Source organism: Shewanella sp. ECSMB14102 (assembly GCF_000813075.1).
GTDB classification, from domain to species: domain Bacteria; phylum Pseudomonadota; class Gammaproteobacteria; order Enterobacterales; family Shewanellaceae; genus Shewanella; species Shewanella indica.
Genome location: NZ_JWGX01000009.1, coordinates 119,526 through 141,698 on the forward strand (window position 1 = coordinate 119,526; position 22,173 = coordinate 141,698).

General features: G+C 53.2%; 13 protein-coding genes. 5 read left to right on the forward strand and 8 right to left on the reverse strand.

The annotated features are described in order from the left end of the window. Positions 1-49 precede the first annotated feature (49 nt). Positions 50-1,474, forward strand: a complete 1,425-nt coding sequence (gene rimO, locus RC73_RS04745; protein ID WP_039033558.1) for a 30S ribosomal protein S12 methylthiotransferase RimO — start codon at positions 50-52, stop codon at positions 1,472-1,474. Positions 1,475-1,511: 37 nt separating this feature from the next. Here rimO and RC73_RS04750 read toward each other — a convergent pair whose 3' ends face one another. Further along, entirely contained in the window at positions 1,512-1,736 is a 225-nt protein-coding gene (locus RC73_RS04750) for a ribosome alternative rescue factor ArfA (protein ID WP_039033559.1), read from the reverse strand. Between the two features lie 186 nt (positions 1,737-1,922). Here RC73_RS04750 and RC73_RS04755 point away from each other — a divergent pair, with 186 nt between their 5' ends. Beyond that, a complete protein-coding gene (locus RC73_RS04755) occupies positions 1,923-2,777 on the forward strand; it encodes a substrate-binding periplasmic protein (protein ID WP_052247993.1) in 855 nt (284 codons plus the stop codon). A 91-nt stretch (positions 2,778-2,868) separates the two neighbouring features. Further along, complete coding sequence (locus RC73_RS04760) at positions 2,869-3,216, forward strand: hypothetical protein (RefSeq protein WP_039033560.1); 348 nt, start codon at positions 2,869-2,871, stop codon at positions 3,214-3,216. Between the two features lie 96 nt (positions 3,217-3,312). Here the strand turns inward: RC73_RS04760 and pmbA are convergent, their stop codons facing one another. Next, on the reverse strand, positions 3,313-4,656 hold the full coding sequence (pmbA, locus tag RC73_RS04765) for a metalloprotease PmbA (protein WP_039033561.1): 1,344 nt from the start codon (positions 4,654-4,656) through the stop codon (positions 3,313-3,315). Positions 4,657-4,804: 148 nt separating this feature from the next. Here pmbA and yjgA point away from each other — a divergent pair, with 148 nt between their 5' ends. After that, positions 4,805-5,338: a ribosome biogenesis factor YjgA gene (gene yjgA / locus RC73_RS04770; RefSeq protein ID WP_039033562.1), complete on the forward strand. Its 534-nt coding sequence runs from the start codon at positions 4,805-4,807 to the stop codon at positions 5,336-5,338. Between the two features lie 435 nt (positions 5,339-5,773). Here the strand turns inward: yjgA and acnB are convergent, their stop codons facing one another. Then, a complete protein-coding gene (gene acnB / locus RC73_RS04775) occupies positions 5,774-8,371 on the reverse strand; it encodes a bifunctional aconitate hydratase 2/2-methylisocitrate dehydratase (protein WP_039033563.1) in 2,598 nt (865 codons plus the stop codon). 392 nt (positions 8,372-8,763) lie between these two features. Here acnB and hxpB point away from each other — a divergent pair, with 392 nt between their 5' ends. Continuing rightward, positions 8,764-9,426: a hexitol phosphatase HxpB gene (hxpB, locus tag RC73_RS04780; RefSeq protein WP_039033564.1), complete on the forward strand. Its 663-nt coding sequence runs from the start codon at positions 8,764-8,766 to the stop codon at positions 9,424-9,426. A 58-nt stretch (positions 9,427-9,484) separates the two neighbouring features. Here hxpB and RC73_RS04785 read toward each other — a convergent pair whose 3' ends face one another. From RC73_RS04785 to aceF, 5 genes are all read right to left on the reverse strand, one after another. Continuing rightward, on the reverse strand, positions 9,485-11,539 hold the full coding sequence (locus RC73_RS04785; protein WP_039033565.1) for a M13 family metallopeptidase: 2,055 nt from the start codon (positions 11,537-11,539) through the stop codon (positions 9,485-9,487). A 142-nt stretch (positions 11,540-11,681) separates the two neighbouring features. Further along, entirely contained in the window at positions 11,682-13,898 is a 2,217-nt protein-coding gene (locus RC73_RS04790; protein WP_039033566.1) for a patatin-like phospholipase family protein, read from the reverse strand. Between the two features lie 88 nt (positions 13,899-13,986). Further along, positions 13,987-18,429 (reverse strand): EAL domain-containing protein, encoded by a 4,443-nt coding sequence (locus tag RC73_RS04795; protein ID WP_039033567.1) that lies wholly within the window; start codon positions 18,427-18,429, stop codon positions 13,987-13,989. Positions 18,430-18,598: 169 nt separating this feature from the next. After that, positions 18,599-20,029, reverse strand: a complete 1,431-nt coding sequence (gene lpdA / locus RC73_RS04800) for a dihydrolipoyl dehydrogenase (protein WP_039033568.1) — start codon at positions 20,027-20,029, stop codon at positions 18,599-18,601. Positions 20,030-20,186: 157 nt separating this feature from the next. Further along, the gene (gene aceF / locus RC73_RS04805; RefSeq protein WP_039033569.1) at positions 20,187-22,172 is read right to left on the reverse strand and encodes a dihydrolipoyllysine-residue acetyltransferase; all 1,986 of its coding nucleotides are present in this window, start codon (positions 22,170-22,172) and stop codon (positions 20,187-20,189) included. Between the last annotated feature and the right edge of the window lies 1 nt (position 22,173).

Below are 22,173 nucleotides of genomic sequence, written 5' to 3' on the forward strand. Positions count from 1 at the left end.
CCGGCACCCAAGCGTGCTCCATCAGCTTTAGCATTGCGGAAAACAGCTCTTGAAGAAATCAGTCGACATTTTTGATCCCAAGCAGACCACGACTCTGGACACTCCGGCCAAGACTCTGGCACAGGAAAACAGCCCTGCCGAGGCCCAAACCAGCGGCAATCGCATCGGCTTTGTCAGCCTGGGCTGCCCCAAAAACCTGGTGGATTCCGAGCGGATCCTCACCCAACTGCGCATCGACGGCTATGAGGTTACCAACAGCTATGACAATGCCGACCTGGTAATAGTCAACACCTGTGGCTTTATCGATGCCGCGGTGGAAGAGTCGCTGGATGCCGTGCGTGAAGCGCTGGAAGAAAACGGCAAGGTGATAGTCACCGGCTGCCTGGGCGCCAAGGAAAACCAGATCCGCGAAGTGCATCCGGATGTACTGGAGATCACCGGCCCCCACAGCTATGAAGCCGTGCTGAACCATGTGCACAAATATGTGCCCAAGCCGGAGCACAACCCCTTCACCTCGCTGATCCCGCAAGCCGGCGTTAAGCTGACCCCCAAGCATTATGCCTACCTGAAGATTTCCGAAGGCTGCGACAACCGCTGTACCTTCTGCATCATTCCGGCGTTGAGGGGCGATCTGGACAGCCGCAGTGTCGGCAGCGTGCTGGATGAAGCCAAACGCCTGGTGGAAAGTGGCGTTCAGGAAATTCTGGTCGTCAGCCAGGACACCTCGGCCTACGGCAAAGACAAGGGCGGCCGCACCGATTTCTGGAACGGCATGCCGGTGAAGCAGGATATCACTACCCTGGCCCGCCACCTGGGCAAGATGGGTGTGTGGGTGCGCCTGCACTATGTCTACCCTTACCCTTGGGTCGATGAGCTGATCCCGCTGATGGCCGAAGGACTGATCCTGCCCTATCTGGATCTGCCACTGCAGCACGCCAGCCCTCGCGTGCTCAAGATGATGAAGCGCCCCGGCCGGGTCGACCGCCAGTTGGACGCCATCAAGAAATGGCGTGAGATCTGCCCGGATCTGGTGATCCGCTCAACCTTTATCGTCGGCTTCCCCGGTGAAACCGAAGAAGACTTCGAAATCCTGCTGGACTTCCTGCGTGAAGCAAGGCTGGACCGAGTGGGCTGCTTCAAGTACTCGGAAGTCGATGGCGCCGTGGCCAATACCTTGGCCGAGCTTATCAGTGAAGAGGTCAAGCAGGACCGCTATGAGCGTTTCATGCAGGTGCAGGCCGAGATCAGTGCCGAGCGGCTGGCGCGCCTGGTAGGCCGTGAGCTGGATGTCCTTATCGATGATGTGGACGAGGAAGGCGCCATTGGCCGCTGCTATGCCGATGCGCCTGAAATCGACGGCATGGTATTCTTAAACGGTGAAGTGGAACTAAGCCCAGGGGACATGGTGCGCGCACTGATCACTCATTCTGATGAGCACGATCTGTGGGCCGAACTGGTGCAGATGCCGGAATAAACTCTCCCAACACCTTGGAGAAATCTTTATTGAGGTGTCAGCAGGGTGAAAAGATTAGAGTCATAAAATCAAAAGGGGCAACACCCTGTTGCCCCTTTTGATTGCGTCCTTTACGACTGTATGATCCTTTGCCCTTCTTCGGCTTCTCGCTGCGACAGCGAAACAGTGAACTGGTCACCACCGCCTTGAGGGCGTTATCTTTGATCTGTCCACGACCGGATTCATGCTCCAGCTGTGCAGTCTGCTTAATATGTTTGGCCATATCGGCTCCTTATTTCAATTGGATGAGACTTGCCCGGCCATACCGGACAAAAATCGCGCAAATATTATCCTCTTTTATTAAAACAACCAAGTATCGACTCCAGGAAAATATCACGAGTATTTTACCTATGCTATCAACCCGCCTCATCATTCAGCCTGCGTCAGCCCCACCCGAAGGAGTTATTCTGTGATCATAAAGTTCTGTTTGACACTGCTGACGCTCGCTTGTGCGACACAAGTATTTGCCGCAGAAAATTGTGAGTTAACCATGGGGTATCGCACCAATGCCCGGCCACCCTTTATTGCTCAGGCCCCGGATAACAGCGGCCTCTATCTCAGCCTCTATCAAGAGGCAGCAGCCAGAATAGGTTGTAGTCTCAAGGTAGTGCGAGCGCCGAAAAAGCGTATCCTACGGGAAATAGCCAAGGGCAGTATCGACTTTTATCCCGGCTTGGCCTTCTCCAAAGAGCGCCACAACTACGCCCATTTCATCGTCAACGGCCTATCTGAACGCTATATCGGCGTCAGCCGCGACGACTTGAGTGACATCACCTCACTGCAGCAATTGGTGGATAAACAATTGGTGCTGCTGATCTCCCCCGGTAGCTATCAACTGGGTGGTTTACCGAACAAATTAATAGTGCGCAAACCACCGGATATGGGCACAGATTCGGCGATAACCTTTCTCAAACAGCATCAGGGGGATTTCTATATCTACGATGAATCTACCCTGAGATACTGGCTGCAAAATCATCCTCAGCACGGGCTAAAACTACATCCCAACTGTTGCGATAACAGGCGGCAAGGACACCTGGGGTTCTCACGCAATAGCCGTTACTTCAGCGCCGAAGTAAATCCCAATTATGTTGCCGCCAAACCGATATCCATTGGCAACAGCCCTTGGGAACTAAAGTCAGGCAGCATAGCCTACGCGCTGCAGCAAGCCTTGTCTGAAATGGCCAACAGCGGTGAAACCAAGCGGCGTTATCAAGACTATATGCAGCAAATATCACAGCCTGCTGCGGCGCCTTGGTTTCCTTAAGCTGAAACAAGGGCTCATAGTTACGCTGGTTCAGCCTGAGTCCAGTATGCCAGGAGTACACTGGCCTTTTGGGCCGCGAAGAGTTAATCAGATGTTTTCCCGTAAGCCGTTAACGCCACAGGCACAGTTGGACTTGGCCATGAACTTGATGGCCGAAGAGGAACAGCACTTGAAAACCGCGCTGGAACTGGTGCTGAACAGTAGTCAACAAGCGATAAACAAGCGCCTGCAGCGGGCCAAAATTGATGCCGAAATCTTCCCGCCGATTCACCGGGACTATCTCAATGCCATGGCACTGCAACATCTGTTCACTATCTTGCATCAAGGGGATGAACACAGAGCCCACAGTATCTGCAATAACTTAAAAGAGCTCAGCCAATATCTGCCACCCGGCTTTGAGGATAGTGACTCGGGTGAGGAAGCATATCACCCTGCATGATGCCCAATAAGCCCATAACGTTTTGATAAAAATGAACATGCCAAAAAGCCCGCATTGACAGCGGGCTTTTACAAGCGTTTTTAGCCGTTTCCCGGCTCAGTTACCGGCTATCTTCATCTCATCGAGCAATATTGCCCCGGTACGGATGCTGGAGCGCAGATCCCTATCGCTGGAAACCGCCTGCATGGAGCGATACATCTGCTTCAGGTTACCGGCTATGGTGATCTCCTCGACCGGGAACTGGATTTCGCCATTCTCGACATAGAAGCCGGCGGCACCACGGGAATAGTCGCCGGTAACCATATTCACGCCCTGACCCATCACCTCAGTGACTATGAGCCCGCGGCTCATGGAACGCACCAATTCATCAAAACTGTGGCCGGTATCGGCCAGCGTCCAGTTATAGATGCCGCCGGCATGGCCGGTATTGACCAGTCCCAGCTTGCGCGCCGAGTAACTGGTCAGCAGATAACTCTCCAGTATGCCGTCACGGACTATGTCACGCTCACGGGTCGCAACCCCTTCGCTGTCATAGTTGGCACTGGCCAGAGCGCCTTTGAGATGCGGCTGCTCGGCAATGCTGAACCATTCGGGGAAAATCCGGGTGTGGATAGCATCCTGCAGGAAGCTGGACTTGCGATACAGGCTTGAGCCACTGATGGCGCTGACCAGATGTCCCACCAGACCTGTGGCCACTTCCGGCGCAAACAGCACGGGCAGTTTGCCGGTTGCCAGTTTGCGGGCACCGAGACGGGCAACCGTCTTATCGGCAGCCTTACCCCCCACCTGCTCCGGGCTCAACAAGGCGTCGAAGCAGCGGTTGATACCATAGTCATAGTCGCGCTGCATATCGCCGTTGTCTTCGGCGCCAATCACCACACAGCTGAGGCTGTAGCGCGAGCTGCAGTAACCCTGCAGGAAACCATGGCTGTTGCCATAGACCTTGACGCTGTTGTGGGCGTTGGCACTGGCACCATCGGAATTCTTGATCCTCGGGTCTCTGTCCAGCGCTGCGGTTTCGGCGCGAATGGCCAACTCGGCCAACTCTTCCGGGCTGGTGTGACGGGGATGATAGAGATCCAGATCGGGAAAATCTTTCGCCATCAACTCAGGATCGGCCAAACCGCTGGCAGGGTCTTCACTGGTATAGCGGGCGATACCATCGGCGGCCTTAACCGCTTGGCGAATCGCCTCCGGCGACAGATCCGAGGTAGAAGAGCTGCCCTTATGTCCATCGCGATACAGGGTGATCCCCAGCGCGCCATCCTTGTTGAATTCGACCGTTTCCACCTCCTTGAGGCGAGTGGAAACACTCAGGCCCTGTTGCTTGCTGATGGCCACCTCGGCAGCACTGGTGCCCAGGCTATTGGCATACTCCAGCGCCATTGCCACCGCGTCTTTCAACGCACTCAGTTCACTATCAATAAAATTTGCAGACACAGGTTTACTCTTGAATTGGCTAAACTGCCCCTAGCATAACAAAAGCCGGCTTTATTCACATAACCACGACAGATCAATTTTGCTGCCGTAGAAGACGAAGCGCCAAGGGGAATGCTACAATCAGCGCCAGTATCAGAGGAAAGACTTTATGAAAATAGTTGGCGATTCAGAGCATTTTAAACAGCCTTATGATGAGGACGAGGACTATATCAGCAAGACCTCGCTCAAACGCGACAGTGAAGAGGCTCAGGATCTGGGCAAACAGCTGGCAGCGCTGAGCAAGAGTCAGTTGGCCAAAATTGAGCTGGGAGAGTCCCTGTTTGATGCCATCATGCAAACCAAGAACATCAAGCCCAATACCGAGGCCTTCCGTCGTCAGTTGCAGTTTATCGGCAAGCTGATGCGCAACGAAGATCTTGAGGCGATTCAAACCTCACTTGAGCGGGTGCTGAACAAGAACAACGAAGCGGCCGCCAAGGCTCAGGTATTCGAGAAGTTGCGTGACCGTTTGCTCAATGGTGGTGATGCCGAAGTGCAGTCCCTGCTGGAAGAACACCCGCAACTGGACAGGCAAAAACTCAGGCAACTGGTGCGCCAGGCCAATAAGGAGCTGGCCAAGGGGCCTCAGTCCAAGTCCTCTGCCGAGTTGTTCAAGTATTTACGCGGCGAACTGGAAAACTAATCCCGTAATTCGCACTGTATAAAATCGCCGCTCTTGAGTTTGATGTTATGTATCAGCATTAATACTCATATAGTCAGCGCGGCGATATATTCTTCTGTTTAGGTGCCAGTTTATCACTGTGATACTCTGTCACCGAACAGTGAGTTGCCCCATCACCTACTCCCTATCCCATATTGGCTTAGTCCACTTCTTCATGATGTGAATCAAGGCGTGATCACATGTAGCAAACCGCTTTGTAAGTTTGACCCTCTTCCAGTGAGAGTTTCACGAGGAGCTATTCGCATCCACCCAAACGCTTCAGCTAACATAGAAAAAACCCCACTAACAAAGTTAGTGGGGTTTTACGTCAGCTCCCGGGAACCGCTAAGCCTCTATAGCTATTGGCATTGAGTGCCATGAGCTGACTTAGGTTATTGCGATAATTTATGCAATAACTTAAACCGCTGACTGGAAGATCACTTCACCGGCTTTCTTGGTGTAGGCCTCCAGCTGGTCGAAGTTCAGGTATCTGTAGGTATCGGCCGCTGTTGCGTCCAATTCCTTGGCATATTCCTGATACTCTTCAGGGCTTGGCAAACGTCCCAACAGCGCTGCAACGGCAGCCAGCTCGGCAGAGGCCAGGTACACATTGGCACCCGTACCCAGGCGGTTCGGGAAGTTACGGGTAGAAGTCGACACCACAGTCGCACCATCGGCAACCCGCGCCTGGTTACCCATACACAGAGAACAACCCGGGATCTCAATACGAGCACCGACGCGGCCGAAGATACCGTAGTAACCTTCTTCGGTCAGCTGGTCCTTATCCATCTTGGTTGGCGGAGCAATCCACAGACGAGTCGGCAGCGTCTTGGCGAACTTGTCCAGCATCTTACCCGTGGCGCGGAAGTGGCCTATGTTGGTCATACAGGAACCGACAAACACTTCATCAATCTGGGTGTTGGCGACCTGAGACAGCAACACGGCATCATCGGGATCGTTCGGTGCACACAGAATAGGCTCTTTGATCTCATTCAGATCGATCTCAATAACCGCTGAATACTCTGCATCCTTGTCGGCTTCCATCAGTTCAGGGTTAGCCAACCACTCTTCCATGCCCTTGATACGACGCTCTATGGTACGGCGGTCGCCGTAGCCTTCGGCAATCATCCACTTGAGCATGACTATGTTGGAGTTCAGGTACTCGATGATAGGATCTTTATCCAGCTTGATGGTACAACCGGCGGCAGAGCGCTCGGCAGAGGCATCAGACAGTTCGAATGCCTGCTCAACCTTGAGGTGCTCCAGACCTTCGATTTCGAGAATACGGCCGGAGAAGATATTCTTCTTGCCCTTCTTCTCAACGGTCAGCAGACCCATTTCGATGGCCTTGTGCGGAATCGCATGCACCAGATCACGCAGAGTGATACCAGGCTGCATCTTACCCTTGAAGCGCACCAGCACAGACTCAGGCATATCCAGTGGCATAACACCGGTCGCGGCGGCAAAAGCCACCAGGCCGGAACCGGCTGGGAAAGAGATACCGATAGGGAAACGGGTGTGCGAGTCACCACCTGTACCTACGGTATCAGGCAGCAGCATGCGGTTCAGCCAGGAGTGAATAACACCGTCACCTGGACGCAGGGAAACACCGCCGCGGTTCATGATAAAGTCAGGCAGAGTGTGGTGCGTATTCACGTCAACAGGCTTGGGATAAGCGGCAGTGTGACAGAAAGACTGCATGGTCAAATCTGCGCTGAAACCGAGACAGGCCAAGTCTTTCAGCTCGTCACGTGTCATAGGGCCGGTAGTGTCCTGAGAACCGACAGAAGTCATCTTGGGCTCACAGTATTGGCCGGGACGGATACCTTCTACGCCACAGGCCTTACCTACCATCTTCTGCGCCAGGGTGTAACCCTTGCCGGTATCAGCAACGTCACCTGGACGCACGAAGACATCAGAGGCTTCCAGACCCAGAGCTTCACGGGCCTTGTCGGTCAGACCGCGGCCGATGATCAATGGAATACGGCCACCGGCACGCACTTCGTCCAGCAGCACATCAGTCTTGAGTTTGAATTCAGAGATCACTTCGTCGCTATCGTGACGGGTCACTTTGCCGGCATAAGGATAGATGTCGATAACATCGCCCATCTCCATGTTGCCCACATCCAACTCAATCGGCAGAGCACCGGCATCTTCCATGGTGTTGAAGAAGATAGGGGCTATCTTGCCACCGAGGCAGAAGCCACCGGCACGCTTGTTGGGCACGAATGGAATATCATCACCCATGAACCACAGCACAGAGTTGGTCGCCGACTTACGGGAAGAACCTGTACCAACCACGTCGCCCACATAAACCAGTGGGAAGCCCTTGGTCTTGAGTTCTTCAATCTTCTTGATTGGGCCTACTACGCCTGGCTGATCCGGCTCAATACCGTCGCGGGCGTTTTTCAGCATCGCCAAGGCGTGCAGTGGGATATCGGGACGTGACCAGGCATCAGGAGCCGGAGACAAGTCGTCGGTGTTGGTTTCGCCTGTAACCTTGAATACGGTCAGAGAGATTTTCTCGGCCAGCTTGGGACGGCTGAGGAACCACTCGGCATTGGCCCAGGACTCAACCACTTGCTTGGCATAGGCGTTACCCGCCTTCATCTTCTCAACCACATCGTGGAAGGCATCAAACATCAGCAGGGTGTGGGACAGAGCCTTGACCGCCAGCGGGGCCATCTGCTCGTTGTCCAATTGGCGGATCAGGGGTTCGATGTTGTAACCGCCCTGCATGGTACCCAAGAGTTCCAGCGCACGCTCGGCGCTCAGGATTGGCGATTTCACCTCACCCTTGGCAACGGCATCCAGGAAACCGGCCTTAACATAGGCGGCTTCGTCAACACCTGGGGGAATACGATTTTCGAGCAGGTTAAGAATAAATTCTTCTTCGCCTGCAGGTGGGTTTTTCACTAATTCAACAAGCTCAGCCACTTGATGTGCATCCAATGGCTTAGGGACTACGCCCTCAGCAGCACGCTCTTCGACGTGTTTACGATATGCTTCTAGCACGGCAACATTCCTCTTTGTTAGGCGCTCTTACGACTGCACGTCTTCATGAATGAAGCTGACAGCCCCACAGGATCGACCCGTAAATTCCGGCCTGCAGTATACTACAGCTTTGCAAAAGTATGAATGAGATCACACTAAGGCAACTGAGAAATCGTGGCAAAATCCCAAGGTCGGCAACACACTAAGCCCCTCATTAAACAAAGGAAATTAGACAATAGTTTGAAAAAATGATTTTTTCATTTAAATACAAATAATTAGATTGTAGTAATCGAATTGAATTCAAACGCCTTCAGCCAAGCATCTCCTAATCTCCCCTGCCGGGATAATTTTGCATCCCGGGGCCGCTTTTCGTTATCCTGCGTCCAAATCCGCGCCGTTTTTGAGACTTTTCCATGCAAGCACCCGCAATACAGGCCGTTATTTTTGATATGGATGGGATATTAATTGACTCAGAGCCCGTCTGGCAGCAAGCCGAGTATCAGGTTTTTCAGCAGTTGGGGATGGCGGTCAGCCGTGAAGCCATACAGCAAACCACAGGCCTGCGAATCGATCAGGTGGTGGACTTCTGGTTACAGCGCTTTCCCGAGGTCAAAGTAGAACCTCAATATATCGCCGATCAAATCATAGCTGCAGTCATCGCCTATATCCGCCGCGATGGCAAGCCCATGCGCGGTGTTGTCGATGCCCTAAGCGCCTGTCGCAGTCGAGGCCTGAAAGTGGGCCTGGCCACCTCTTCCTCCTGGGATATTATCGATGCCGTGCTTGACAAACTCGCCATCACAGAAGCCTTCGATGCAATACAATCGGCTCAGGATTTTCCGCTCGGTAAACCCCACCCAGAGGTGTATCTCTCCTGCGCCGCCAAACTGGCACTGCCACCAAGCCGCTGCCTGGCGGTGGAAGACTCTTTCAACGGCCTGATAGCCGCTCGCGCCGCCAATATGCAGACCTTGATAGTCCCGGCAGCCGAGCAGCGCCAGGATCCTCGCTGGGCCGCGGCCCATTATCAGCGTGATAGCCTGGAAGCCCTGCCGACACTGCTTGATACCTTGTAAACCGCCAGATACAACAGAGCCAGGCATCTGCCTGGCTCTGTTTTCTGGATAATCCGTGTTACCAGATCTTCACTCTGTCCTCTTCCGACAGATACATCTTGTCAGTCGGCTTGAGGTCAAAGGCCTTGTAGAAACCTTCCACGTTGCGGGGAGTGCCCATGGCGCGGTAGTGGCTGGGTGAATGCGGGTCAGTCAGCAGACGACGTCCCAGCTCCTCGTCACGGTAGTTGCGGCGCCACACCTGTGACCAACCGACGAAGAAACGCTGATCGCCGGTCAGGCCATCCATTACCGGCGCTTCTTTACCGTCGAGGCTCAGGTGATAAGAGCGCAGGGCAACGGTCAAGCCCCCCAGATCGCCTATGTTCTCACCCAGAGTCAGGTCACCGTTGACGAACTTGCCAGGCAGAGCTTCAAACTGGCTGTACTGGGCAGACAGCTGTGCGCCGCGCTTCTGGAACTCTTCGCGGTCTTTGTCTGTCCACCAGTTGCGCAGGTTACCGTCGCCATCATACTTGGCGCCCTGATCATCAAAACCATGGCTGATCTCGTGGCCAATCACCGCGCCTATGCCACCATAGTTCACCGCGTCATCGGCTTCCATGTTGAAGAAAGGCGGCTGCAGAATGGCGGCCGGGAACACGATTTCGTTCATCACTGAGTTGTAGTAGGCGTTCACCGTTTGCGGTGTCATGTGCCACTCAGTGCGATCGATTGGCTTGCCCAGCTTAGCCAGCATGTCCTGATATTCGAAGCGGGCATAACGCTGGTAGTTACCCACCAGATCGTCGGCCTTGATCTCCAGATTGCTGTAGTCCTTCCACTTGTCCGGATAACCTATCTTGTAGGTAAACTTGGACAGTTTTTCCTGAGCCGCTTTCTTGGTCTCGGGTGTCATCCACTCCAGCTCATCGATGCTGACTTCAAAACCCTTGATCAAGTTCTTGATCATCGACTCCATCCGCGCCTTGGCCTCAGGTTGGAAGTGACGGGCAACATATTCTTTACCCACCAGCTCACCAATCACTTGGTCGGCGCCATCGACAGCTCGCTTCCAGCGTGGTTTTTGCTCCTGAATGCCCATCAAGGTTTTGCTGTGGAAATCAAAGTGCAGATCGACAAACTGCTGGCTCAGCAAGCCAGCGTAGGAGTCCACCAGATGGAATGCCAGGTAGTCTTGCCAGGCTGATACAGGGAACTTACCAAACTCGGCGCCCAGCTTCTCAAAGTAGGAAGGTTGACGCACTATCACGTCCTGAGTCTTGCCGCTGAGACCGGCCGCCTTGGCGAAACCGTCAAAGTCAAAGCCGCCCATCAACTGCTGCAGCTCTTTCAGGCTCATCTTGTTGTAGGCCTTGTTGGCATCACGGGACTCGACCCGGCTCCACTGGCTCTGGGCGATAAAGAGTTCAATGTTGGCGACATTGGCTGCGGCGGCATCGGCGTGCGGGTAACCGGCGGCGCTCATCAGATTGCGGACATACTCACGCATCGCTTCGCGGTTGGCGACAAACTTGGGATCGTCCTTGAGGTAGTAATCACGATCTGGCAGTGTCAGGCCGCTCTGGTACAGGTAAACCCCGTACTGGCTGGAATTCTTGGCATCGTTGTTGACGTAAAAACCAAAGGGGATGCCGGAGCCATCGGTCAACAGTTTGCCCATCAGCGCGGCAACATCGGCGTGACTGGCGGTTTTGGCGATATCGGCCAGTTGTCCCTTGAGCGGCGCAATCCCCAGTTGATCAGTCAGAGTGGTATCCATATAGGCGGCATAGAAATCGCCTATCTTCTGCTCCACTGAACCTTCGGCCTTATTGGGCTTGGCGGCGGCTTCTTCGATAATCTGCTTCAGGGCCGCCTGGCTTTCTTCGTAAAGAACAGAGAAAGCACCATAGTTGGATTTGTCGGCTGGAATTGGCGTAGTGGCCAACCACTTACCGTTGACGCTGTAGTAGAAATCGTCCTGATGACGAACTTGATGGTCAAAGTTCTCCAGCTCAATGCCAGAGACTTTCTTGACTTCTGCTTGCGACTGCGGCGCTTGCTGGCTGGCACAGGAAGCCAGACCAAGGCTGAGGGCGATGCCCAATGCCAGGGTGCTTATTTTGCTCATTTTCTTCCCCGAATTTGTGATTGTTCAGATAGTTATATTGTTACAAAGATACCGGCTTTAAACCTTAGCACTCCCTGTGACCAGTCTGTAGTGGATTTTTGTAAATAACTATGAACACCACAGACCAGGTCAACAATAAGCCTTAGAAGTTTTTGCCGAGAAACAGGTAAACCGCCTTCTCACCGTTATCACTGAAACCAAAGCCGAGCGCCGCAGGGCCCAGTTGGGTCTCAGTCCCCAGATACAAGCTGCTGGAATAGATGAGATCGTTGAACATCACATGCTCATCCAGGCTCCAGACATTCCCCGCCTCCAAACTGGCTCCCAGGTAAAGCGGAAAGTCCTTCATCCCCAGCGCATCACGACCGAGATCGTACTGATAGATGAAGGCACCGAACACCTTCTGGGCGCCGGCGATAGAGTTCTTGTGGTAGCCGGAGAGATTAAGGAAACCGCCGAGGTCCGATACATAAAGAGTAAAATTGCCGTCTTTATCCACGTTTGCATAGGATGCCTTACCCACAAAAGAGTGGCTGCCAACACTGACAACCCCTTTCCAGTCGGCCTCTATCTGCAGCGAGCGTTCAGCATCCGTCTTGAATACCCCATCTTCATACTCCTCATTACGCAGGTAGATATTCAGAGTGATGCGGTTACCCGAGGTGGGGAAACTTATGCTGTCCAGGGTATCGTAGCCGAACTTCAAATAGGCGCCATAGGTGTTGAACTTGAGATCATCGAAGAACGCCTCGTTGGAGACCACTCCCGACTCACCTGTCAGCCCCAGCTCAATCCGGCCCTGCTTGACATAGTTGTACCCCAAACCCAGGTCAATTCTGTGACTCTTGCGATCCAGCTCGAAGTAAAGCTTGTTGGCATCAAACACATCCCAACCTTTGATCTCATACTGATATCGGGCGCGGGCATAGAACTGCTGATCTCTGTCCAGAGGCTGGTAAAATTCGGTACCGAGCAGCTTCTCGAAGCCCATCTTCACTTCATTGCGCCATTCACCACCGTTTTCGGTCAAGTCAGTCATAATCACGGCGCCATCCAGGGCCACCGCCGAGTCCAGTGAGAAATCGTCCTCCCAATTCAAGCCAAATTGGAAATAGTTGGGTCCCCAGGACTTGGCCTTGGTGGTTACGGTTAACACTCGGCCCTCATCAGTATCCTGAAACTCGGCACTGACACGTTCAAACTTATTCAGTGAGTATAACCGCGCAATACTCTCGTCCAGTTGCTGTTTGGTAACTCTGTCACCCAATTCGATACCCAGAGTATCACCCAGCAGTGAGTCGCTGACCTTGGACCTGTTATCGAAAACTATCCGGGTAACCGGGCGATCCAAGTTATCCAACCAATCACGACTGGCGTCGCGTTTTTGCCGGACATAAGCGCGGTATTCCTCAGGAGACACGGCCAACTGGCTCAATCTGTCGGTGTACCGTACGGCAGCTGTCACCCCGGCTTCCAGCGCCTTGGGCATATCGGCGAAATCTGTGGTGCTGAGGTTGTCGATAGCCGGGCGGATCAGGATATCGTCCTTGGTCAACAAGGCCTTTTGCCGCTCTGTGCTGGCGTTGGTCAGCATGGTAGACAACTGATCCAATACCGCTAAGGTGCCGTTAAGCTTCTCCCTTTTCACCAAAGGCGAACCTATATCGACGGCGATAATGACATCGGCGCCCATGGCCTTGACCACATCCACCGGCATATTGTTGGCAATACCACCATCCACCAGCAACTTACCATCGATTTCAGCTGGTTGCAGCGCTCCCGGCACTGTGGCTGAGGCCTGCATCGCCTGCACCAGGCTGCCACTGCTGATCACTACCGGCAGACTGGTTTCCAAATCTGTCGCCACCGCCCGATAAGGAATGGAGAGTTCATTGAAACTGTTGAATTCACGCACCAGATCTGTGGTGTTACGATATAGTTGCGACATGGTTTGCCCAAGAAGTACGCCACTGGGCGACTGTACTTCACCATCTCGGATACCAAGGTTAAGCGGAATATTGTACTTATCTCTTTGTTGCTTATCGCGGTAACTCATGGCCTGGCGCGGGATGGTGTCCGAGTACCCCTTGGACCAGTCCTCATTCATCATAATGGTTTCAATTTCTGTGGCGCTGTAGCCAAGCGCATAGAGGCCGCCGACATAGGCGCCTATGCTGGTACCGGCAACATAATCGACAGGAATATTGTTGGCCTCGAGCATCTTGAGTACCCCAACATGCGCAGCTCCCTTGGCACCGCCGCCACTGAGCACCAGGCCTACCTTAGGACGTTCGGCCGCCACCGCAGCCACACTCAACAGAGTGCCAATCAAAACCAGTAAGCGCAGAGAGGGTTTCATACCTAGCAAGAGTTCCAGAATTAGAGTCGGTATATTCTAACAAAGAATTTACAGTAAAGAGAAAGTTCCAATAGGGTATAAACAAAGATCATAAATCGCACATTTCGTAAAACCAGGATGCCAGTTCACCAGCAGGTACAGGCTTGGCAAAGTAGTAACCCTGAATGATATGACAGCCTCTGTGAGTGACCTGTTGCAGCTGTTCCCGGGTTTCCACCCCTTCGGCTACCACCTTGAGTTTGAGGTTACGGGCCAACTCGACAATACTGCTGACAATCGCCTGATCGGCACTGTTGCCGGCAATATCTTTGAGGAAGGAGCGATCAATTTTCAGGGTATTCACTTCAAAGTGGCGCAAATAAGCCAGCGACGAGTAGCCGGTGCCAAAGTCATCAATGGCCACTTCTATGCCGTGGGCCCTCAGCTGTCTCAAATGCTGGCGGGCAAGCTGCAGCTCTTTCATCAACACCCCTTCGGTGATTTCCAGCGCCAAATACTGGGCCGGCATTCCGGTTTCTTCAAGGATATCGAGCACACCACTGATAAATTCCGGGTGACGGAAATGCACTGCGCTGACATTTACCGACAACTTGAACGGCTCCGCCGCACTCTTGCTCCAACGGGCACCATCCTCACAAGCTTGGCGCAGCACCCAACGGTCGATAGCAATTATCAAACCACAGGACTCAGCCACCTTGATGAAAATATCCGGCCGAACAAAACCTTCGCTCGGATGATGCCAACGCAGCAAAGCTTCCATACCGATAAACTTTTGCTGCTGTTTTACATCAAACTGGCCCTGGTAATAGAGCTCAAACTCGCCCTGCTCTATGGCGTGGCGTAAATCGGCTTCCAAACGTAGATGGTACAAAGCTTCTGCATTACGCTCACTGGAATAGTATTGGAAATTCCCCCTGCCCTCTTCCTTGGCGTGATACATGGCTTGATCGGCATTCTTGATCAGCATCTCTGGTTGCCTGGCATCGTCGGGCCAGATACTGATGCCGATACTGGTAGAAATAAAAAACTCCCGCCCATAGAGTTCAAACGGCTGAGCTATCTGCGCCAACAGGCGCTCACAGAGGCGATTGAGCTTATCTATCTCGGCATCCTGTACCAGGATCACAAACTCATCACCGCCAAACCTGCACAACACCTGCTCCGGCCCCATCACTGACTGCAGCCTATTGGCGGCCTCTATCAGCAGCGCATCTCCCATGCTGTGACCGTAGGAGTCGTTGACATGCTTGAACCTGTCCAGATCCAAAAACAGCAAGGCCAGCTTATGTTGCTGATCTTTGGCCCCTTCAATTGCCTGTTGCAAACGGTTGGCAAACAGCGATCTGTTCGGCAAACCGGTCAGCACGTCATAGTTCGCCAGGCGGCGCAGATCCGCCTCGGTGCGTTTGCGCTCAGTGATATCGGAAAACACCACCACATAGTGTTGCACCCTATCCTTGCGATCCTGCATCAGGGAAATATTGAGCCACACGGGGCAGCGCGACCCGGCCACACCCACAATTTCCAGCTCGCCGGTCCAGGAATCTATCCCTTGCAGTAAAGTGGCGACCTTATCTTTATGGAAGTTTTCACTGACCACCAACTCGCCGAAGTGCCGTCCCTGCAGACTTTGTCTATCCTGACCTACTATCGACTCTGCCGCCCTGTTGGCGACCTTGATGACCTCATCGGCATCCAGAATAAACACCCCTTCTGAGGTGTTTTCAAATGCCTGCGCCAGCAGCTCAACCTCCTCTTCCAGTTGCCGCTTGATGGTGATGTCGGAGTAAATCCCGGCAGCCTTGCTGACCTTGCCGGAAACCGGGTCATGGCTGACTGGCCTGCCGCGCACCCTGAGCCAGCCCCAACTGCCGTCTCGGAGTCGATAACGGTATTCGGACTCGAATCTATCGCTGTCACCTTCGACCATCTTGTTCCATTCATCCAGCGCAGCTGTCTGGTCATCTGGATGCACCGGCAACTTATCTATTCCGATAAGAATAAAGTCTTCAGCACTGCCCAGCACACCGCCGCGATTATCCAGATGAAACTGGCCGGTATCACGGCGCCATTCCCAGAGATCCGATTCACTACCCCTGAGCGATTGCCTCAACCTGTCATCACTCTGGCGCAGCGCTAGGTTCATGGTCATAAAACGTTGCACCTGACGCTGACGCAACAGCACGATACTGAAAATCGTTGCCAATATAATGATTAACAACAACCCCTTGAACCACTGACTCTGCCACCAGAACTGGTCAACGGTAAAGGGAAAACGGAAGGGCTCCGACTGCCAGATACCGTTGTTTTGACTGATCACTTCCAATTGGTAAGCGCCGGGAGTTAATCCGGAAAGATTAATTTGCGACTGATTTTCCAACAGTAAATAGTTAAGCTCATCTTCACCGGGACGTCGTAAACGGTACTTTAGGCTGATAGGAGCATCATCCAGATAATCCATACTGCTCAGTTGAAAACTCAGCATTCTGGCTCCGGGAGCTATCAGTTGTTCAGGCGTAGGTACCAGACTCAGCTCTGTTTTATTGTCATAATAAACCGCAATCGACTCGAGAATGGCGCCGTGCTTTGGAATACGATTAGCCATGCCGGCAACGTCCAGCAGTATCACCCCATCCGGCGTACCTACATAGAGGCCCTGCTGCGGCTGATAGAAGTATGCCCCTTCGTTGAGTTCCTCCCCCAACAAACCGTCATCATTATTGAATACCTTGATTTCACCACTACTCTTATCCTGACGGATCAGCACATAACTGCATCCCACAACTCGATAGTCGCCGCTATCCTGCAGAAAAAATACTGTGTTACAGTCCAATTGCCATTCTTGCGTCAAACGGCGAATCTTCATGGTCTGCAAGTCCAGCTCTATCAAGCCTCCCTGGCGGGTGGCCAACCAGAAACGATCCGGGCTCAATTCCAACCACTGGCTCACGGTCGGCATATGCGGCAAGTCATCAAATACCGACGCCAATGAACGAAAACCGCCGCCCTGCTCCAAGTAACCGAAGGATTTATTGCCACCGATCCACAAGCGCTGTCGACTATCGCGATAGACTCCATAAATCGCAGGATTATTGCCGCTGGACTCTGTATCCGGCAAAGTTTTTTTCTCTATCTTGCCCTGAGTCTGATCCCACTCATACAAACCGCTGCTGGTCGCAAACCACCAGAGGTTGCCCTCATTCAAAGCCGTGATCACCGTCTTGTGACTCAGAGACTGTCCGCTGCCGTTCCAATCCCCCAAAGGCTGCCCTTCCAGGGTCTGCTTATTCATCACAAATAAGCCATTGGTAGTCGATAACAACAGGTGATCTTGGTCCAAATTATCTATCTTGTAGATGCTGTCATTGACCTCCATCCCTTTGGGAAGCGTAGTTTGGCTCTGTTGGGTATTTCGATTGACGGCCAACAATCCCGAGTCGGTTCCCAGCCACAGCATCTCAGCGTCGGCCAGTATCGCCCACACCATGGAATCACTGAGCTTATAAGGCTCAGAAGCGCTGAAACTATCCAGAATAAATTCCGGTGAGTCGGCTACCACTGCCAATGAATGCCCAGTGCCGCCAACCCAGATTAAACCATTGCTGTCCACCTGCAGAGCATTGATATATTCAATACCGGCCTTGAGCTTCAACTGCTCTTTATACTGTTTTAATTTGCGGCTGCTCGGGGACCATTTCAGCAGCCCCTGCTTACTGGCAATCCACAGGTTACCCTTGAGATCTTCAGTGATCACACTGGTGAAAAAAGGAATCTCGGCCACTGGCTCTATGCGGTTGCTTTCAAGGTTCACCCGATAGAAGCCTTTGCTGGCGGCCATCCAAATCTGTTTGTTACTGTCCAGAAATAAGGCATTGAGGCGACCATAACTACCCTGCCATGACAAGCGTTGTTTGACGCTGCCATTTTGTGACCTTAGCTCCACACCATAGGCGTTACCCAGCAGCAAGTTGCCGTTCTCAAGCTGCAAAATTTGACTCCATAGCAGGTCACTATCGTAGGGTAGGTCAAACAGTTTCTGCAGCTGCTGTAGATCCTGACTCAAGCGCCAAACCTGGCCTTTTTCGGTTAACAACAGCCAGTCACCGGCCGCCGATTGCAAGCTCTTCATTAAACCGCCGCCCTGATACTCGGGAAACAGCTCATCACTGCCAAACTGACGGAAACGATTATCGGCTATATGGTAGAGATAGGCATGAGACAGTGTACTGACCAGCATCTGCTGTTGCCCAAGAGACTTGACCAGAGGCAGATACTCATCAGCCATCCGCGATTCCAGACCATCGCGGTCCAAACGGCGGATATTGGCGTTGCTGAGGCGATACAGTCCCTGTTCGGTGGAGAGCCAGATAAATCCCCGCTCATCCATGCTGATGTCGAGAATACTGGTGTTGATCAAACCATCCCTGGAAGAAAATACCCTTTTAACCAACTCATCGGCATCTGCCGATGCTGCCCCGAAAAAAAGGCTGAGCAGTATAGCAATAGCTACTGTTATTAGTTTTCTTATCATCGGTTGATGAATGACCTTGATGACCAGTCTTGAATGTACCAGCTAGACCACCGAATTTCATCTTGTAAACAACAGTTCGTTTACAAGGATTGCACTTGATATAAAAAATCGGGCCCAGCTAACTGGGCCCGACTTCAATACTGCCAGGGACAAGTCCCCAATCAGCAGATTACTTTTTCTTTTTTGCCTTTGGGTTTGGCAGATCTGTGATTGAACCTTCGTAGATCTCGGCCGCCAGCCCTACAGACTCGTGCAGAGTCGGGTGAGCATGAATGGTCAGCGCCAGATCCTCGGCATCACAACCCATCTCGATAGCCAGGCCGATTTCACCCAGCAACTCACCGCCGTTGACACCCACAATGGCACCACCGATCACTCTATGAGTCTCTTTATCGAAAATCAGCTTGGTCATACCTTCGCTGGCATCGGAAGCGATAGCACGGCCACTGGCTGCCCATGGGAAGGTCGCCGTTTCGTACGCTATGCCCTGCTCTTTGGCTTCTTTCTCGGTCAGACCAACCCAAGCCACTTCAGGATCTGTGTAAGCAATAGATGGGATAACCTTAGGATCGAAGAAGTGCTTCATACCGGCAATCACTTCTGCGGCCACATGGCCTTCATGCACACCTTTGTGAGCCAGCATTGGCTGACCAACGATATCGCCCACGGCGAAAATGTTGGCCACATTGGTACGCAGTTGCTTGTCGACATTGATAAAGCCACGCTCATCAATCTTGACCCCGGCCTTGTCAGCATCGATCAGCTTGCCATTTGGAGTACGGCCAATGGCCACCAGCACTGCGTCGTAACGCACTGGCTCGGCAGGTGCCGACTTACCTTCCATAGACACATAAATACCGTCTTCTTTGGCTTCAACTGCTGTTACCTTGGTTTCCAGCATCAGGTTGAATTTCTTCTTGATCTGCTTGGTAAAGACCTTAACCACGTCTTTATCAGCCGCAGGGATCACCTGGTCGAACATTTCAACCACATCGATTTCACTGCCCAGAGACGAGTAAACAGTACCCATTTCCAGACCTATGATACCGCCGCCCATCACCAGCATCTTGCCTGGGATCTCTTTCAGTTCCAGTGCATCGGTAGAGTCCCAGATACGTGGATCTTCACGCGGAATGAAAGGCAGCTGAATTGGGCGAGAGCCGGCAGCTATGATGGCGTTGTCAAAGTTAACCACTGTGGTTTCACCGTCGGCACCTTTCACTTCGAGGCTGTTGGGGCCAGTGAACTTACCGAAACCGTTAACCACCTTCACTTTACGCATCTTGGACATGCCGCCAAGACCATTGGTCAGTTGGCCGATCACTTTCTCTTTAAAGCCACGCAGCTTGTCGAGGTCTATCTTTGGCTCACCGAACACAACACCGTGATCCGATACCGCTTTGGCCTCTTCAATCACTTTGGCTACATGCAACAGGGCTTTGGAAGGAATACAACCCACATTCAGGCATACGCCACCCAGAGTGCTGAAACGCTCAACAATCACTGTCTCCAGGCCTAAATCTGCTGCACGAAAAGCCGCAGAATAGCCAGCAGGGCCAGCACCTAATACCACTACCTGAGTTTTGATTTCGTTACTCATTTTTTCCTCTGATTTCTTTCATTCCGTTGGGGACAGCCAGCCCAACCTGCGATGCGCCAGCTCGAAAGTGCTTGTCTCGTAAGGTGGGCGCATTTTAACCCGTGTTTGACACTGATCACAATAAACAAAAGGCCGCCCCGAGGGGCAGCCTGTTGTGTTAGAGGATCATTGTACGAATATCGGACAAGATCCCTGACAGAGTGACACTGAAGCGTGCCGCCATCGCCCCGTCGATCACCCGGTGATCATAAGACAGTGACAGTGGTAACATCAGCTTTGGCTCAAACTCTTTACCGTTCCACTTCGGCTTAATCTCAGACTTGGACACCCCGAGAATTGCCACATCAGGATAGTTGACGATAGGCGTAAACGCGGTACCGCCGATCCCCCCCAGGCTGGAGATAGTGAAACAGCTGCCTTGCATGTCGGCCGCCTTAAGCTTGCCGTCACGGGCCTTGATCGAAATTTCGGTCAGCTCGCGGCTGAGCTCGATAATCCCTTTCTGGTCCACATCACGCACCACTGGCACCACCAAACCGTTTGGCGTATCGACCGCCACCCCGATGTGGTAGTACTTCTTGCGGATCAGCGATTCACCATCCGGGCTCAGGCTGGAGTTAAATACCGGGAACTGCTGCAGCGTCTTGGCAACCGCCTTCATCATGAACACCAACGGAGTGATCTTCACATTCAGCTTCTGCTTGGCTGCCAGTTCGTTCTGCTGCTTACGGAAAGCTTCCATCTCTGTGATATCAGCCTCATCGAACTGAGTCACATGGGGAATGGTCACCCAGTTGCGGTGCAGGTTAGGGCCGGAGATCTTCTGGATCCGGGTCAGTGGCACTTGTTCCACTTCACCGAACTTACTGAAATCTACCTTAGGTGCATCAATAACCTGCAGACCACTGCCGCCGCCGACAGAAGTCGCCGCCGTGGCCTTGGGCCGTGACAGTTCATATTTCACATAGGCCTGCACATCCTCTTTGAGGATACGCCCCTTGCGACCTGTACCTTTCACCTGAGTCAGATCAACACCGAACTCACGGGCCAGGCGACGTACCGCCGGAGAAGCGTGTACCGCACCTGTGTTAGGCTGGGCACCGGCACTCGGATGATGCGGCACAGGTGGGCGACTCTGCGCTGCAGGCGCGGCCGCCGGAGCTGGGGCTGGAGCCGTCTGAACAGGGGCTTCTGCCGGTGCAGCAACTGCTGCGGGAGCGGCGCCTTGGGTCTCAACCGTGGCAATCACGCTACCCTGAGACACCTTGTCACCCACTTTAACGGTCAGAGAAACCAGCTTGCCGCCGAAGGGCGCCGGCACTTCCATGGTCGCCTTATCGGTTTCCAGCGTGATCAGCCCTTGATCGGCACTGATCTCATCACCTACCGCCACCAGCACTTCGATAACGTCCACATCAGCAGCATCACCGATATCGGGAACCGCAATCTCTTTCACTGCAACAGTGGCAGGCGCGGCAGCCTGAGCGGCCACCGGTTGTGCGGCTTCAGAAGCCGCTGCTTGTAGCGCTTGCGGTGCATCAGAAGCAGCAGCGCCAACTTCCAGCAGCAACACCAAAGAGCCCTGGGAAACCTTGTCGCCAACCTTCACTTTCAGTGACTTGACTGTACCCGCCTGAGGCGAAGGGACATCCATGGTCGCCTTATCGGTTTCCAGCGTGATCAACCCGGCATCGGCTTCGATAGCCTCACCTTCGCTCACCAGCACTTCGATAACATCGACATCTGCGGCATCGCCAATATCCGGCACTGTCACTTCAATGACCTGGCTGCCACCGGCTGCAGGTGCGGCCGGCGCCGCCTGTTCTGCAGCAGGCGCGGGAGCCGCTGCCGGAGCAGGCGCGGCTTCAGCCTTGGGCGCCTCTGCAACAGCTGCAGCTTCTGCGCCTTCGGCAGCCATCAAGGCTATCAAGGTGCCTTCAGACACGCTGTCGCCAACGGCCACTTTCAGCTCTTTGAGCACACCGGCGAAGGGCGCAGGAATATCCATGGTCGCCTTGTCGCTTTCAACGGTAATAATGGAGTCTTCAGCCGCCAGGCTGTCACCCACATTGGCACAGATCTCAATAACCTGTACCTCGTCCCCGCCAATATCGGGAACCAGTACTTGTTTCATATCAGCCATT

What these genes read in the sequence shown, in the direction of transcription:
- RC73_RS04750 (WP_039033559.1), bottom strand. Translation starts at nt 1,736, where the DNA reads ATGGCCAAACATATTAAGCAGACTGCACAGCTGGAGCATGAATCCGGT.
- RC73_RS04760 (WP_039033560.1), top strand. Translation starts at nt 2,869, where the DNA reads ATGTTTTCCCGTAAGCCGTTAACGCCACAGGCACAGTTGGACTTGGCC.
- yjgA (WP_039033562.1), top strand. Translation starts at nt 4,805, where the DNA reads ATGAAAATAGTTGGCGATTCAGAGCATTTTAAACAGCCTTATGATGAG.
- hxpB (WP_039033564.1), top strand. Translation starts at nt 8,764, where the DNA reads ATGCAAGCACCCGCAATACAGGCCGTTATTTTTGATATGGATGGGATA.
- RC73_RS04785 (WP_039033565.1), bottom strand. Translation starts at nt 11,539, where the DNA reads ATGAGCAAAATAAGCACCCTGGCATTGGGCATCGCCCTCAGCCTTGGT.
- RC73_RS04790 (WP_039033566.1), bottom strand. Translation starts at nt 13,898, where the DNA reads ATGAAACCCTCTCTGCGCTTACTGGTTTTGATTGGCACTCTGTTGAGT.
- RC73_RS04795 (WP_039033567.1), bottom strand. Translation starts at nt 18,429, where the DNA reads ATGATAAGAAAACTAATAACAGTAGCTATTGCTATACTGCTCAGCCTT.
- lpdA (WP_039033568.1), bottom strand. Translation starts at nt 20,029, where the DNA reads ATGAGTAACGAAATCAAAACTCAGGTAGTGGTATTAGGTGCTGGCCCT.
- aceF (WP_039033569.1), bottom strand. Translation starts at nt 22,172, where the DNA reads ATGGCTGATATGAAACAAGTACTGGTTCCCGATATTGGCGGGGACGAG.